This is a genomic window from Leclercia barmai (assembly GCF_049312895.1).
Classification (GTDB): Bacteria; Pseudomonadota; Gammaproteobacteria; order Enterobacterales; family Enterobacteriaceae; genus Enterobacter; species Enterobacter barmai.
Genome location: NZ_JBMNWZ010000004.1, coordinates 155,007 through 170,757 on the forward strand (window position 1 = coordinate 155,007; position 15,751 = coordinate 170,757).

11 protein-coding genes are annotated in these 15,751 nt (G+C 56.4%); 7 read left to right on the forward strand and 4 right to left on the reverse strand.

The genetic code is table 11. The features are described from left to right. Nucleotides 1-56 precede the first annotated feature (56 nt). From rlmD to eno, 5 genes are all read left to right on the forward strand, one after another. Complete coding sequence (gene rlmD, locus ACOYA6_RS16480; protein ID WP_422655020.1) at nucleotides 57-1,355, forward strand: 23S rRNA (uracil(1939)-C(5))-methyltransferase RlmD; 1,299 nt, start codon at nucleotides 57-59, stop codon at nucleotides 1,353-1,355. A gap of 52 nt (nucleotides 1,356-1,407) precedes the next feature. After that, nucleotides 1,408-3,645, forward strand: a complete 2,238-nt coding sequence (gene relA, locus ACOYA6_RS16485; RefSeq protein ID WP_422655021.1) for a GTP diphosphokinase — start codon at nucleotides 1,408-1,410, stop codon at nucleotides 3,643-3,645. A 103-nt stretch (nucleotides 3,646-3,748) separates the two neighbouring features. Then, complete coding sequence (mazG, locus tag ACOYA6_RS16490; protein WP_138370549.1) at nucleotides 3,749-4,540, forward strand: nucleoside triphosphate pyrophosphohydrolase; 792 nt, start codon at nucleotides 3,749-3,751, stop codon at nucleotides 4,538-4,540. Between the two features lie 224 nt (nucleotides 4,541-4,764). Further along, nucleotides 4,765-6,402: a glutamine hydrolyzing CTP synthase gene (gene pyrG / locus ACOYA6_RS16495; protein ID WP_039029936.1), complete on the forward strand. Its 1,638-nt coding sequence runs from the start codon at nucleotides 4,765-4,767 to the stop codon at nucleotides 6,400-6,402. A gap of 82 nt (nucleotides 6,403-6,484) precedes the next feature. Beyond that, nucleotides 6,485-7,780 (forward strand): phosphopyruvate hydratase, encoded by a 1,296-nt coding sequence (gene eno, locus ACOYA6_RS16500; protein ID WP_039029937.1) that lies wholly within the window; start codon nucleotides 6,485-6,487, stop codon nucleotides 7,778-7,780. 57 nt (nucleotides 7,781-7,837) lie between these two features. Here eno and ACOYA6_RS16505 read toward each other — a convergent pair whose 3' ends face one another. Beyond that, nucleotides 7,838-9,052 carry a glycosyltransferase gene (locus tag ACOYA6_RS16505; protein ID WP_422655022.1) on the reverse strand — a complete coding sequence of 405 codons (1,215 nt, stop codon included), beginning with the start codon at nucleotides 9,050-9,052 and terminating at the stop codon, nucleotides 7,838-7,840. Between the two features lie 254 nt (nucleotides 9,053-9,306). On the opposite strand from ACOYA6_RS16505, the gene queE reads away from it, so the two are divergent. Then, nucleotides 9,307-9,978 carry a 7-carboxy-7-deazaguanine synthase QueE gene (gene queE, locus ACOYA6_RS16510; protein WP_039029939.1) on the forward strand — a complete coding sequence of 224 codons (672 nt, stop codon included), beginning with the start codon at nucleotides 9,307-9,309 and terminating at the stop codon, nucleotides 9,976-9,978. Between the two features lie 20 nt (nucleotides 9,979-9,998). Here the strand turns inward: queE and ACOYA6_RS16515 are convergent, their stop codons facing one another. Together ACOYA6_RS16515 and ACOYA6_RS16520 are read right to left on the reverse strand one after the other, a co-directional pair. Further along, nucleotides 9,999-11,393 (reverse strand): MFS transporter, encoded by a 1,395-nt coding sequence (locus ACOYA6_RS16515; protein ID WP_341932578.1) that lies wholly within the window; start codon nucleotides 11,391-11,393, stop codon nucleotides 9,999-10,001. A gap of 26 nt (nucleotides 11,394-11,419) precedes the next feature. Continuing rightward, a complete protein-coding gene (locus ACOYA6_RS16520) occupies nucleotides 11,420-12,589 on the reverse strand; it encodes a M20 aminoacylase family protein (RefSeq protein ID WP_138370553.1) in 1,170 nt (389 codons plus the stop codon). A gap of 171 nt (nucleotides 12,590-12,760) precedes the next feature. Here ACOYA6_RS16520 and ACOYA6_RS16525 point away from each other — a divergent pair, with 171 nt between their 5' ends. Next, nucleotides 12,761-15,100, forward strand: a complete 2,340-nt coding sequence (locus ACOYA6_RS16525; protein WP_039029942.1) for a helix-turn-helix domain-containing protein — start codon at nucleotides 12,761-12,763, stop codon at nucleotides 15,098-15,100. On the opposite strand, the gene queD is transcribed toward ACOYA6_RS16525, so the two are convergent. After that, nucleotides 15,085-15,447 (reverse strand): 6-carboxytetrahydropterin synthase QueD, encoded by a 363-nt coding sequence (gene queD, locus ACOYA6_RS16530; protein WP_039029943.1) that lies wholly within the window; start codon nucleotides 15,445-15,447, stop codon nucleotides 15,085-15,087. The two genes, ACOYA6_RS16525 and queD, sit on opposite strands and share 16 nt — an antisense overlap. Nucleotides 15,448-15,751: the final 304 nt, after the last annotated feature.

Sequence of the window (15,751 nt, forward strand, 5' to 3'; positions counted from 1 at the left end):
GAGTTCCGTTATGGGACAATTAGAGTCAATATGTTCATTTGAGAAAATTCCCGGCGATGGCGCAATTCTACTCTGCAAAGCGACGCGTGACGACGCGTCAGATCATAACTGTTGAAGTGACAGACCTCGATCCGTTCGGACAGGGGGTGGCGCGCCATGAGGGTAAGACCGTGTTTATCCCCGGACTGCTGCCCCAGGAGCGTGCGGAAATCACCCTGACGGAAGAGAAACGTCAGTACGCACGCGGGCAGGTAAAGCGTCGTCTTAATGATAGCCCGGAACGCGAAACGCCACGCTGTCCGCACTTCGGCGTGTGCGGCGGCTGCCAACAGCAGCACGCCAGCGTTGCGCTCCAGGAGCGCAGCAAAAGCAATGCCCTGGCGCGCTTGCTAAAGCACGACGTCGATGAAGTCATCGCCGATAAGCCCTGGGGCTACCGCCGCCGGGCGCGTCTGAGCCTGAACTGGCAGCCGAAAACCGCGCGTCTGGAGATGGGCTTTCGCAAGGCCAACTCCAGCGACATCGTGGACGTAAAACAGTGCCCCATTCTGGTGCCCCGTCTTGAAGCATTACTGCCAGAAGTGCGCAAATGCCTCTCTGAACTGCAGGGTGCTCGCCATCTCGGGCACGTTGAGCTGGTGCTGGCCAACAGCGGTCCGCTGATGGTGCTGCGCCATACGGCGCCGCTGTCGGCCCAGGATCGTGAAAAACTGGAACGCTTTTCGCATTCCCTTGACCTTGCGCTTTATCTCGCTCCGCAAAGCGAGATACTTGAGCAACTGAGCGGTGAAACGCCCTGGTATGATTCAGACGGGCTACGCTTAACGTTCAGTCCGCGCGATTTTATTCAGGTCAATGACGGTGTAAATCAGCAGATGGTGGCGGCCGCGCTGGCGTGGCTGGATATTCAGCCAGAAGACCGGGTGCTCGACCTGTTTTGCGGGATGGGCAACTTTACCCTGCCGCTGGCAAAACGGGCGCACAGCGTCGTGGGCGTAGAGGGCGTGGCGGCGCTGGTGGAAAAGGGGCGCGACAACGCTGTTCACAATGCGCTGCAAAACGTGACATTTTTTCATGAGAATCTGGAAGAAGATGTCACCAGGCAGCCCTGGGCGGCGCACGGTTTCGATAAAATCCTGCTGGACCCGGCACGCGCGGGCGCGCCAGGCGTGATGCAGCATATTATTAAACTCGCCCCTAAACGCGTGGTCTATGTTTCCTGTAATCCGGCGACGCTTGCCCGGGATAGCGAGGCGTTACTCGCGGCGGGTTACCAGATTCAGCGTCTGGCAATGCTTGATATGTTCCCGCACACTGGACATCTGGAATCAATGGCGTTGTTTGAACACAACTGATGAGTTTCGGCTTGTCGAATTCGACAGGCAAGGGTCCCTAAAGGAGAGGACAATGGTTGCGGTAAGAAGTGCACATCTCAATAAAGCTGGTGAGTTTGACCCACAAAAATGGATCGCAAGTCTGGGGATTGCCAGCCAGCAGTCGTGTGAACGCTTAACCGAAACATGGGCCTATTGTCTGCGCACCACTCAGGGGCACCCCGACGCCGAGCTGATGCTGTGGCGCGGCATTGAAATGGTCGAAATCCTCTCGATGCTGAGCATGGATATCGAAACGCTGCAGGCTGCGCTGCTGTTCCCGCTGGCGGACGCGGAGGTGGTCACAGAAGATGTCCTTCGCGAAAGCGTGGGCAAATCTGTTGTCGCCCTGATCCACGGCGTGCGCGACATGGCGGCCATCCGCCAGCTTAAAGCCACCCACACCGATTCGGTCTCCTCTGAACAGGTCGATAACGTCCGCCGTATGCTGCTGGCGATGGTGGATGATTTCCGCTGCGTGGTGATCAAACTTGCGGAACGCGTCGCCCATCTGCGGGAAGTGAAAGACGCGCCGGAAGATGAACGCGTGTTGGCAGCGAAAGAGTGCACCAATATCTATGCCCCGCTGGCGAACCGTCTGGGGATCGGGCAGCTGAAATGGGAGCTGGAAGATTACTGCTTCCGCTACCTGCACCCGGCGGAATACAAGCGCATTGCTAAGCTGCTGCACGAGCGCCGTATCGACCGTGAACATTACATCGACGAGTTTGTCGGCGGTTTGCGTAAGTCGATGAAAGAAGAGGGCGTGAAGGCCGAAGTGTATGGCCGTCCGAAGCATATCTACAGCATCTGGCGCAAAATGCAGAAGAAGCATCTCGCCTTTGACGAGCTTTTTGACGTGCGCGCCGTGCGTATCGTGGCGGAGCGGTTACAGGACTGCTACGCCGCGCTGGGTATTGTTCACACCCATTACCGCCACATGCCGGATGAGTTTGACGACTACGTCGCTAACCCGAAACCGAACGGCTACCAGTCGATCCATACCGTGGTGCTGGGGCCGGGCGGCAAACCGGTCGAGATCCAGATCCGTACCAAACAGATGCACGAAGAGTCCGAGCTGGGCGTCGCCGCGCACTGGAAATACAAAGAGGGCACCTCAGGGGGGGCGCGCTCCGGGCACGAAGATCGCATTGCCTGGCTGCGCAAACTGATCGCGTGGCAGGAGGAGATGGCCGACTCCGGCGAAATGCTCGACGAAGTGCGCAGCCAGGTCTTTGATGACCGGGTCTACGTCTTTACGCCAAAAGGCGACGTGGTTGACCTGCCTGCGGGCTCAACGCCGCTCGACTTTGCCTACCACATCCACAGTGACGTGGGGCATCGCTGCATCGGGGCCAAAATCGGCGGGCGTATCGTGCCGTTCACCTATCAGCTGCAGATGGGCGATCAGGTGGACATCATTACCCAGAAGCAGCCGAACCCGAGCCGCGACTGGCTGAACCCGAACCTCGGCTATGTCACCACCAGCCGCGGGCGCTCAAAAATTCACGCCTGGTTCCGCAAGCAGGATCGTGACAAGAACATCCTTGCCGGGCGTCAGATCCTTGACGACGAGCTGGAACATTTAGGCATCCACCTGAAAGAGGCGGAAAAATTCCTGCTGCCGCGCTACAACTTCAACGAGCTGGATGAGCTGCTGGCCGCCATCGGCGGCGGGGATATTCGTCTTAACCAGATGGTGAATTTCCTGCAGGCGCAGTTCAACAAACCGAGCGCGGAAGAGCAGGATGCCGCGGCGCTGAAGCAGTTGCAGCAGAAGAGCTACAACCCGCAGCACCGTAGCAAAGAGAAAGACAACGGCAGGGTGGTGGTGGAAGGCGTCGGTAACCTGATGCACCACATCGCCCGCTGCTGCCAGCCGATCCCCGGGGATGAGATCGTCGGCTTTATTACCCAGGGGCGCGGGATCTCCATACACCGTGCGGACTGCGATCAGCTGGACGACTTACAGTCCCACGCCCCGGAACGCATCGTGGATGCGGTGTGGGGCGAGAGTTATTCTGCCGGTTATTCGCTGGTGGTGCGGGTTTCGGCCAACGACCGCAGCGGCCTGCTGCGCGACATCACCACCATTCTGGCGAACGAAAAGGTGAACGTGCTGGGGGTCGCCAGCCGCAGCGACACCCGTCAGCAGCTCGCCACCATCGATATGACCATCGAAATCTATAACCTGCAGGTGCTGGGCCGGGTGCTCGGCAAGCTGAACCAGGTGCCGGATGTGATTGACGCCCGTCGTCTGCACGGCGGTTAATCTATCTCCCCGGCGGCGCGTTGCTTGCCGGGGCTACGCTTTTACGTAGGCCGGGAAAGGCGTCAGCCGCTACCCGGCAACCTCGATTCAAACAGGATAAGACATGACCCAAATCGACCGCCTGCTCGGCATTATGCAACGCCTGCGCGACCCGGAAAACGGCTGCCCGTGGGACAAAGAGCAGACTTTCGCCACCATCGCCCCTTACACCCTGGAAGAGACCTATGAGGTGCTGGACGCCATCTCCCGGGAAGATTTTGACGATCTGCGCGGCGAACTGGGGGACCTGCTGTTCCAGGTGGTGTTCTACGCGCAAATGGCCCAGGAAGAGGGGCGCTTTGATTTCAACGATATCTGCGCCGCCATCAGCGACAAGCTGGAGCGCCGTCACCCGCACATCTTTGGCGATGCCACCGCTGAGAACAGCCACGAAGTGCTGGCCCGCTGGGAGCAGATCAAAAGCGCGGAGCGGGCGGAAAAGTCGCAGCATTCCGCGCTGGATGACATCCCGCTGAGCCTGCCGGCGCTGATGCGCGCGCACAAGATCCAGAAACGCTGCTCGACGGTGGGGTTTGACTGGACGACTCTCGGCCCGGTGCTCGACAAAGTGCATGAAGAGATCGACGAGGTGATGCACGAAGCGCAACAGGCGGTTGTGGATCAGGAGAAGCTGGAAGAGGAGATGGGTGATCTGCTGTTTGCCACCGTCAATCTTTCGCGTCATTTAGGGGTAAAAGCCGAAGTGGCGTTGCAAAAAGCGAACCTCAAATTCGAGCGTCGCTTCCGGGAAGTGGAGCGCATTATCGCTGCCCGCGGCCTGGAAATGACCGGCGTGGACCTCGAGGCGATGGAAGAAGTTTGGCAGGAAGTAAAACGCCAGGAATCTGATCTCTAACGGGTTTTTGCGATCAAGCGCAATTTGTGTGATTTTTTAAATGACAAGCGCTTGATTTGCGTCAAAAACATTTACCCAAAAGGGGCTATTTTCTCACTCCCAATGTGAGTCAAAGCCTGAGACAGGAGACGGAGAATGAAAGTTTGTGGCGCTCGCCGTGTTCGGGTATACTACTTTCCCGTCCTGGTTATTCCATCGTTTCACCCTAACTTCTCAGGTTCAGCATGACAACGAACTATATTTTTGTGACCGGCGGGGTTGTATCCTCTCTGGGTAAAGGCATTGCCGCAGCCTCCCTCGCAGCCATTCTTGAAGCCCGTGGCCTCAATGTGACCATGATGAAGCTGGATCCGTACATCAACGTCGATCCAGGTACCATGAGCCCAATCCAACACGGGGAAGTGTTCGTTACTGAAGACGGCGCTGAAACCGACCTGGACCTGGGTCACTATGAGCGCTTCATTCGCACCAAAATGACCCGTCGTAACAACTTTACGACTGGCCGCATCTACTCCGACGTTCTGCGTAAAGAGCGTCGCGGTGACTACCTGGGCGCAACCGTTCAGGTTATCCCACACATCACCAACGCCATTAAAGAGCGCATCATTGCCGGTGGCGAAGGCCACGACGTGGTGCTGGTTGAAATCGGTGGTACCGTAGGTGATATCGAATCCCTGCCGTTCCTTGAAGCGATTCGCCAGCTGGCGGTGGATATCGGTCGCGAGCACGCCCTGTTCATGCACCTGACCCTGGTGCCTTACATGGCTGCCGCAGGTGAAGTGAAAACTAAACCGACCCAGCACTCTGTTAAAGAGCTGCTCTCTATCGGTATTCAGCCTGATATCCTGGTTTGCCGCTCCGATCGTGCGGTTCCGGCCAACGAACGTGCAAAAATTGCATTGTTCTGTAACGTGCCAGAAAAAGCCGTTATTTCAATGAAAGATGTCGATTCCATTTATAAAATCCCGGGCCTGTTGAAATCACAGGGGCTGGACGATTATATTTGTAAACGATTCAGCTTGAACTGTCCGGAAGCTAACCTGTCTGAATGGGAACAGGTTATTTACGAAGAAGCGAACCCGGCAGGCGAAGTGACTATCGGTATGGTCGGCAAGTACATTGAACTGCCGGACGCCTATAAGTCAGTTATCGAAGCGCTGAAACACGGTGGCCTGAAGAACCGCGTTACCGTCAACATCAAGCTGATCGATTCGCAGGATGTTGAAACCCGCGGTGTAGAAATTCTGAAAGATCTGGATGCTATTCTCATCCCTGGCGGCTTCGGCTACCGTGGTGTTGAGGGTAAGATCGCTACCGCACGCTATGCGCGTGAAAACAATATTCCTTACCTCGGCATTTGCCTGGGTATGCAGGTTGCGCTGATTGAATTTGCGCGCAACGTGGTGGGGATGGAAAACGCGAACTCTACGGAATTTGTGCCAGACTGTAAGTACCCTGTTGTGGCGCTGATTACCGAATGGCGCGACGAAGAAGGTAACGTCGAAGTCCGTACCGAGAAAAGCGATCTGGGTGGCACGATGCGTCTGGGTTCTCAGGCTTGCCAGCTCTCTGACGACAGCCTGGTACGTCAGATGTACGGTGCGCCGGTCATCACTGAGCGCCATCGTCACCGTTACGAAGTGAACAACCTGCTGTTGAAACAAATTGAAGCCGCGGGTCTGCGTATTGCGGGCCGCTCCGGGGACGATCAGTTGGTCGAGATCATCGAAGTGCCGAACCATCCATGGTTCGTTGCCTGTCAGTTCCACCCGGAATTTACTTCTACGCCGCGTGATGGACATCCGCTGTTTGCTGGCTTTGTGAAAGCCGCCAATGAGTTCCAGAAGCGTCAGGCGAAGTAAGAAAAGTTAGAACGGCAACGCGTACCAAAGGTACGCGTTGTTTGTCTGGAGTTTTAGTTTAACTTGTACTGAGGAAAATCTAATGTCCAAAATCGTTAAAGTCATCGGTCGTGAAATCATCGACTCCCGTGGTAACCCGACTGTTGAAGCCGAAGTACACCTGGAAGGTGGTTTCGTAGGTATGGCTGCTGCGCCGTCAGGTGCTTCTACTGGTTCCCGCGAAGCGCTGGAACTGCGCGATGGCGACAAATCCCGCTTCCTGGGCAAAGGCGTAACCAAAGCGGTTGGCGCAGTAAACGGTCCTATTGCTCAGGCAATCCTTGGCAAAGATGCCAAAGATCAGGCTGGCATTGACAAGATCATGATCGATCTGGACGGTACTGAAAACAAATCTAACTTCGGTGCTAACGCAATTCTGGCTGTTTCCCTGGCGAACGCCAAAGCAGCAGCTGCTTCTAAAGGTCAGCCACTGTTCGAACACATTGCTGAACTGAACGGCACTCCAGGCAAATACTCTATGCCAGTTCCGATGATGAACATCATCAACGGCGGTGAGCACGCAGACAACAACGTTGATATTCAGGAATTTATGATTCAGCCAGTTGGCGCGAAATCCCTGAAAGAAGCAGTACGTATGGGTTCTGAAGTGTTCCATAACCTGGCTAAAGTTCTGAAAGCTAAAGGCATGAACACTGCAGTAGGTGACGAAGGTGGTTATGCACCTAACCTGGGCTCCAACGCCGAAGCACTGGCTGTAATCGCTGAAGCGGTTAAAGCAGCTGGCTACGAGCTGGGCACCGACATCACCCTGGCGATGGACTGTGCAGCATCTGAATTCTACAAAGACGGTAAATACGTTCTGGCTGGCGAAGGCAACAAAGCATTCACCTCCGAAGAGTTCACTCACTTCCTGGAAGACCTGACCAAACAGTACCCAATCGTCTCTATCGAAGACGGTCTGGACGAGTCTGACTGGACTGGTTTCGCATACCAGACCAAAGTACTGGGCGACAAAATCCAGCTGGTTGGTGACGATCTGTTCGTAACCAACACCAAGATCCTGAAAGAAGGTATCGAGAAAGGCATCGTTAACTCCATCCTGATCAAATTCAACCAGATCGGTTCTCTGACCGAAACTCTGGCTGCGATTAAAATGGCGAAAGACGCTGGCTACACTGCCGTTATCTCTCACCGTTCAGGCGAAACTGAAGACGCTACCATTGCTGACCTGGCTGTTGGTACCGCTGCAGGCCAGATCAAAACCGGTTCTATGAGCCGTTCTGACCGTGTTGCTAAATACAACCAGCTGATTCGTATCGAAGAAGCGCTGGGCGAAAAAGCACCATACAACGGTCGTAAAGAGATCAAAGGCCAGTAATTCATACTGAACCTTAATCTTTAGAAAAAACCCGCTTCGGCGGGTTTTTTTATGTCATCACACCGTCGGGACGCTATGACGTGTGCGTACCGCCTGTTCAATAATTTCGGCAGCCCGTGCTGCCCCTCCGGCATTTATCAGCTGAGTCTGGAGGGCGGTGATGCGCTGCGTGTACTGCTTGTTTTCCAGCAGCTCGAGAAGATGCTGGCTGAGCGTATGGCTCGGCGAAAAACGGCAGGCCTTAAGGCCAATGCCGCTGAAAACCACGCGGGCGGCGACGCCCGGCTGATCAAACGCCAGCGGCACGGCGAGGATCGGCGTGGCGGTGGCGATGGCATCCATCACCGTATTCAGCCCTGCATGGGTAATGACGGCGCTGGCATCGCGTAATACCGCCAGCTGATCGGTAAATCCTACGGTTTGCGCCCCCGCACGCGCCAGCCGGGCGGTTTGACTGGCATTTAGCCCGTCACAGTGGGCAATAAGCAAGGGTACGCCAGCCTCCCGGCAGGCGCGGGTAATCTTGCGGAACAGTCCATAGCGGTAGCCCTGCAGCGTGCCTAATGATGCAAAAACAAACCGCTTTTTATTGCCGGAAGAGACCCCTGGCGGATCGTGGCGTAGCGGACCTACCGCATGGAAGCAGGCGGGCAAGGTGCGTGGAAAATCAAAGCCTGGGATGGTCTGGCTGATTTGCGCCAATGGCGACAGGCATTGATCCAGCCTGTTACGCGCAGGCAGACCAAATGCCCGGGCATGACGGGCAATGACCCGCCCCTGTCCCGACATTAGCCAGTCATAAACATCCGCGCTGGAGGCGTATAATTTCCGGCTGCGATCGCTGGTGCCATAGCGAAAAGGCATCACCGGCAAGGGGATGGTGTTATCCCGGTTTACCGGCAGGGCGCAGCAGATGGAGATAAAGGGCAGGTTGAGCGCTTGTGCGACCAGCCCTCCTGCCGGCTCCATCTGATCGACAATCACGGCGTCAATATTGTGCTGTCTGAAGGCGATTGGCAGTTCACGGCACAGCATATCGGTAACGCTTGCCATACCTGATATCAGGCGAAAAAATCCCGGCTCATGCATCCCAGACGGCGTGGGGTGACCCACCGGGATGAAGTGCGCCTGCGGTTCCCTGAGCAGCGAGCGAGCCTCTTCCTGCTGAAAAAAAGTGACCCGATGGCCGCGCACGATAAGGTGTTTCGCCAGTGCTTCCATAGCCTGCATATGGCTGTATAACGGTAGCGTTATTACCGCAAAATGGCTCATTCTGCTTGTCCAGTATTCTGATGGCGACTCAGTCAAGGGGGTTAACGTCGACGCGAGCCGGGTGGGGGATATCTTAAAAGCGTAGCGTAAGTTTTTATGTTTTTAACATTGCCTTCTGACAACGGCTTTCCACCATAAGGCCGTTAGCCTGGCTATCCTTAAACTGACAGGAATTAAATCGTGGCCGGGGTTGTTTTGCCTGATTATGTGCGATCTGCAATAATGCCCCCCCGTAAATCTGACCAGAGATAACTATGCAGTACCCGATTAACGAGATGTTCCAGACCCTGCAAGGCGAGGGTTACTTCACCGGCGTTCCCGCTATCTTCATTCGTCTGCAGGGATGCCCGGTTGGCTGTGCCTGGTGTGATACCAAACATACCTGGGAAACGCTCAGCGATCGGGAAGTTTCACTGTTCAGCATTCTGGCGAAAACTAAAGAGAGCGACAAATGGGGCGCGGCAAACCCGGACGATCTGCTGGCGATCATTGGTCGTCAGGGCTGGACGGCGCGCCATGTGGTGATCACCGGCGGTGAACCCTGCATTCACGACCTGATGCCGCTGACCATGCTGCTGGAAAGCAACGGCTTTAGCTGCCAGATTGAAACCAGCGGCACCCACGAAGTGCGCTGTTCCCACACCACCTGGGTGACGGTATCGCCAAAAGTGAATATGCGCGGCGGGTATGACGTGCTGTCCCAGGCGCTGGAACGCGCGGACGAGATTAAACACCCGGTTGGTCGCGTACGCGATATCGAAGCGCTGGATGAACTGCTGGAAACCTTAACGGACGATAAGCAGCGGGTGATTGCCCTGCAGCCGATCTCTCAGAAAGAAGATGCCACGCGCCTGTGTATCGAGACCTGTATCGCGCGGAACTGGCGTCTGTCGATGCAGACGCACAAATATCTGAATATCGCCTGACAGCCCTGCGGCCCCTGTGATTAAGGGGCCCGCAGTCTGGGTAACAACGCCCAGGTCACTACCGCCGAGCCGAGACAAATCGCACTGTTAAACAGCAGCGCGTATTGGGCGGCGCTGGCCATGCCCAGCGGCAGCAGTAGGGCATACAGCGAAGCCGTCACGGCGATCCCCATTGCTCCACCCAGCGAACTCCCCATCTTGTAGATCCCGGACGCCACGCCGACTTTACTCTCCGGCGCGTTCATCACCGCCGTGTCAGTCGATGGCGTGGCGTAACAACCCAACCCCAGGCCAAACAGGACGTTGCTCAAAAAGACGGTGACGATATAGATCTCTTTGCTTAAGAAGGTGCAGGAGATAAAGGTAATGCCGATCGCGGTCAGCACGGGCCCGGTCATCATCGGCAGGCGGGCACCATAGCGTTGCAGCAGTTTCTCCCCCACGCGGATCATGGCGAGCACGGTCACCAGATACCCCAGGGTCATCATCCCGGTTTGCAAAGGCGTCAGATGATGACCCTGCTGCAGCCAGATGCTGGTGATCATCATGGTGCCAATACAGCCGTTGAGCATGAAGTTGGAGAGCACCGCCGCGCTGTAGGCCCGGTTTTTAAACAGCGCAAAATCAATCAGCGCCGCATCGCCTTTACGCAGGCCGGTTATGATAAAGCCCAGCGCCGCCAGGATCGCCGCCCCCAGCACCGCCAGCGACAGGCCGCTACTCCAGCCCCAGCTGTGCCCTTTGCTGATAAACAGGTTGAGCAGCACCAGCATAAAGACAAAACTCACCAGCCCGCCAATATCCAGCTTATGCTGACCAGCGCTGGCGCTCCGGCTTTCGGGCGTACCGCGGATGAGCAGCAGAGCCGCCAGAGCCATCACGATGGAGAAAATAAATATCCAGCGCCAGCCCAGGCTGGTGGCGATCGCGCCGCCCACAAACGAGCTCAGGCCGCTACCACCCCAGGAGCCAATTACCCAGAAACTGATCGCCCGCTGGCGCGCTTTGCCTTCGTACCAGGTTTTAATCAGCGCCAGGGTGGCGGGCATAATGCAGGCCGCCGACAGCCCCTGGATCGCCCGTCCCAGCAGAAAGAGCACCGGCTCCCGGGCCATAAACAGCAGGCCGCTGCCGACAATACTCAGCACCAGGCCGATGACCGTCAGGCGCACGCGACCAAACTTATCGGCAAAGCCGCCGCTGGCAACGACAAAGCAGCCGCTGAATAACGCGCTGAGGCTGACCGCCAGCGTGAGCGTCTCCAGGGAAATGTCGAGGCTATTTTTCATGGCCGGCACCACGTTGATCACCGACTGGGCAAATAACCAGAATGTCAGAACGCTCAGAACAATACCCGCCAGCAGTCGATCGTTACCTGCAAAAGCCGGGGTGCCTGTCAGGGGAACGGTACTCATTGTGCAGCCCTCCTGGGGATACGCGATTAACGCAGATAGTGTTCGGTCAGGGCGCTCCAGAGCGCGGCACCGGTGAGCAGGATCTTGTCGTTAAAGTCATAGCCCGGGTTATGCACCATGCAGCGATCCGCTTCGTCGCCGGCACCAATGGTGAAGTAACAGCCGTCGGGGTTCTTCTCAAGCATGAAGGCGAAATCTTCGCTGCCCATAAATGCACCCACGGTGGCGACCGCATCCTGTCCGAACAGATCCTGGGCGACGGTACGCACCATCTCGTTGGCGGCGGGGTTATTGGTGAGTACCGGGCTGCCGTTGATATGCCGGATTGTGGCCGTGGCGTTGAAGCTTTCTGCCTGCGCAACCGCGATGTCGTGGATACGCTGCAGAACGGTCTGGCGCACCTTCTCGTTCAGCGTGCGCACGGTCAGCTTCATCAGCACTTTTTCGTTGATGATATTGGGCGCATGTCCGGCCTGAATACTGCCGACGGTGACCACCGCAGGCTCAAACGGGGTGATATTGCGCGACACAATCGACTGCAGGGCGAGGGTGATGTGGCAGGCCACCAGCGTGGCATCGACGGTATGTTCCGGCAGGGCACCGTGCCCGCCGACGCCGTTAACTTCAATGTGCAGGGTGTCAGAGGAGGCCATCATGGCGCCATCGCGCAGGCCAATTTTGCCGAGCTTTTGCCCGGGCATATTATGCAGACCGAAAATATGGTCGCAGGGGAAGGTATCAAACAGGCCATCTTCGACCATTACCCGCCCGCCGTACAGCAGCTCTTCAGCCGGCTGGAAAATCAGGTGCAGCGTACCGTTAAAATTGCGGGTGCGCGCCAGGTATTCGGCGGCATAGAGCAGGGTGGTGGTATGGCCGTCATGGCCGCAGCCGTGGAATTTGCCCGCAACGGTGCTGCTCCAGGCTTTGCCGCTGTCCTCCTGCATCGGTAACGCATCCATATCGGCGCGCAGGCCCAGGCGTTTGCTGCCGTTGCCCACTTTCAGGGTGCCTACCACTCCGGTTTTCGCCATTCCGCGATGCACGTCGTAACCCCACTGCTGGAGCAACTCTGCGACGCGCTGGCTGGTTTGTTGCTCCTCGAAACCGATTTCGGGGTGCTGATGAAAATGGCGGCGCAGCTCAATAAACTGCGCCTCGTTGCGCTGCAGTGCTTCAACAATCGGATGTGTCATTTTTGTTATCCTTTTTTTATCAAACAATGCTAATTTCGAGTTTATGCCGATCGCAGCGACGGAAAATGCACTTTTTTGTTGTGAAGCGACGCTTTATTTCTGATTGTTTTTCATACAATTCTGTTATGACAAAAAACAGCGCGTCATTATTTGTCTTCCCGGGAGGGGCAAATGGAGCAACGGGGTAGCGAATTTTCGGTGAAGGTGCAGGACATTCGTCAGTTTCATCAGGAGGAGGACGATGCACTGACCCTGCTGTGGCTGCTGGAAGGCAGCGCGGAACTGAAAACCGACCAGCGGCAGGTGACTCTGGAGGCGGATAGCCTGACCATCGTCAACCGTAATCAACGCTGGCAGCTCACCAGCGAGAGCGGGAATACGACGATGTGCGTTGTGCTTTCCGGACGCTGGATCCAGCAGCTTTGCCGCGACTTTTTCGCCCACGATTACGCCATTCCGTCCGACGCCGGGGGCGGCTGGCCCCAGTGTGATGAGCTACGCCATCTCCTGCGCCAGCTGCTGGCAAGCACCCTCATCAACGAGCAGCATCGCTACCGGCTGGAAGCAATCCGCTGGCTGAGCGAGATCCTGCTGCTGTTGACCAGCCGGTTCCAGCAGCCCGCCCGCCTGATCCTGCGGGAAAACCATCCGGGCTTAAGCAAACGTATCGCCCGGGTGGTGGAACGCATCAACGCCAGCTACACCCGACGCATTACCCTGGCAGAAATCGCCGAAAGTGAATTTGTCTCGGAAGCCTGGCTCTCCCGTCTTTTTCGTAAAGAGATGGGCGTCAGTTTTATGCAGTACATTACGACCCTGCGGCTGGAAAAGGCCGCCGATGCGCTTCGCCTGACCAGTCGACCGCTGCACCAGATTGCGCTGGAGCAGGGATTCGCCAGTACGCGCATGATGAGCGATCTGTTCCGGCGTCATTACCAGATGGCCCCGGGAGAGTTTCGTAAACAACGACGTTCTCATCCCGGTACGCCCCGTTTACGCCAGAGCAACGGGGAGCAGCTCTACCCGGTGGCGGTGGACAGGCTTTTCAGCCTGCTGAATCAACCCGAAACGCGCGGCCGGGAGCCGTCGTCATTAACCCCTCATCCGGTGCAGGAGAGAGTACTCGATCTGCCCCTTCTCAAACCTTCCGCGCCGCTGCGCCATACCCGAATGGTGGTGACGGTGCGTGAGCTGGACGATCTGTTGCGTGAGGACGTGCGTCGGGAGCTGGAAAAGCTCGGGGAGGCGATGCCCGTTTACGGGATCGATATCGCGGAACCCTTTCTCAGCAGCCGCCTGTTTGCCAGCGGCTGGGACGATCCGCAGATGGCGGGGTATGCCTGCTGGTACAACCTTCATCAGGTCTTCACCTGGCTTGGGCAAAAACAGTGGGCGGTGCTGCTGCATACCGGCCTGACCACCCGCACTGATTTGCTTGCACGCTTTTTACAGCAGTCGGTTAATCACTTTTCACCCGATATCACCGGCAGCTGGCAGTTTGTGATGCACTGGTCGACGCAGGCGAGCGAGGAGACGCGGTCACAGGTCTGGCAGGCCCAGCGGGCGACGCTTCGCGAGTATCTGCCGCAGGCGACGTTCGGCATCTGGCACCGCTTTTCCCCCGGCCATGGTGCGCAAAATGACGAGGCGCTGCTGAACTCCACTCTTCTTACGCAGGCCGATTTTTTGGCCTGTCCGGCCGATGCCAACGAGCTTCTCGATCTGGCGCAGCTGGATCCGGCCCATCTCTCCTCCTCAGAAAATTATCCGGTACAGAAGATCCGGCAGATCCTGACCTCGCTTCGCCAGCGCAAGATCTCTCTTCCGCTATGGCTGCTGTCGTGGAACACCCTCACCGGGAATACCCGGACGACCAACGGCGGGTTTTTCCGCGGGGCACTGCTGATGCAAAACCTGCTCGGGCTTTCGGAGCAGGTCTGGCTGGCGGGGTTCTGGCTTAATTCAGGCTTACAGGGCGAAGCGCGGGCCAACAACACCATCGATACGTCGAGCCTTGCCCTGCAGTACAACCACGGCCTGCCTCGCCCCATCTACTGGGTGCTCTGGCTGTGGCGACGCCTGCGCGGTGAAATGCTGGTAAACGAAAAGAACCTTCTGCTGTTGCGCCACCACAACGGATATCAGCTGTTACTGTGCAATACGGTGGTATTTAACCCGCTGCTCTCCAGCGAAGAGGCTTTTATTCAGCGTTTTCGCCAGCAGTACCATGTCCAGTTGAAGGGGTTAAGCGGCAGATGGCGGATTAAGTGCCACCTGTTTGATCAGCACAACGGCGCGCTGTACCCCTTAATTGAAGGCGTGCGCAGTGAAAGGGGGCCGGACGAAGAGATGTGGCGCTGGGTTGAGCATAAAGCGCGTCCAATGCTGTCAATGCATGATGAACGGCTTCATGAAGGCTGGCAGATAGCGGAATCGCTGGAAAGCAACGCGCTTATGCTCTTTGAGCTCGCGCCGTTGCTTCCTCTTGAGGGGGATCACTCGCCGCGATAGATGCAGCCGGCGGTGCAGGTCTCTTTGATCATCACCGCGCTCAGCAGCGGCACCAGCGGTTTCATCTCATTCCAGATCCACTTCGCCAGCACTTCGCTGGTCGGATTTTCCAGCCCTGGAATATCATTCAGATAGTAGTGATCGAGGCGGTCATAGGTCGGTTTGAACGCCGCTTTCAGTTCGGAGAAATCCATAATCCAGCCGGTATGCGGATCGACTTCACCCGTGATCTCCAGACGCACCATAAAGGAGTGCCCATGCAGGCGACCACATTTATGCCCTTCCGGGACGTGAGGCAGATGGTGGGCGGCTTCGAACATAAAATCTTTAAACAGCGTGGTGGACATCGTGGACTCTCAAAAATGCGGAAAAAACCCGCGTAGAGTACCGGAAAGTACATTTTTTATCATTAACTAAAACGGCCATTATAGGGAGGGCACCGGGTGGCCAGTATAACCACTCTTTTTCTCTATATTTTTCAATCGGATAATTAATCAGTTTTATCGTTAAGAACAATAACTAAAAGAGGTTAGTCCATTTGGTTATTTATTATTTCCATCCCTTCTTTAATTGTTATGATCCGCGCCGTTAACCTTACACTCTGTTCTGTCTTTCAGATAAAAATTCAGCTTTGCTACTGGAACATAACGA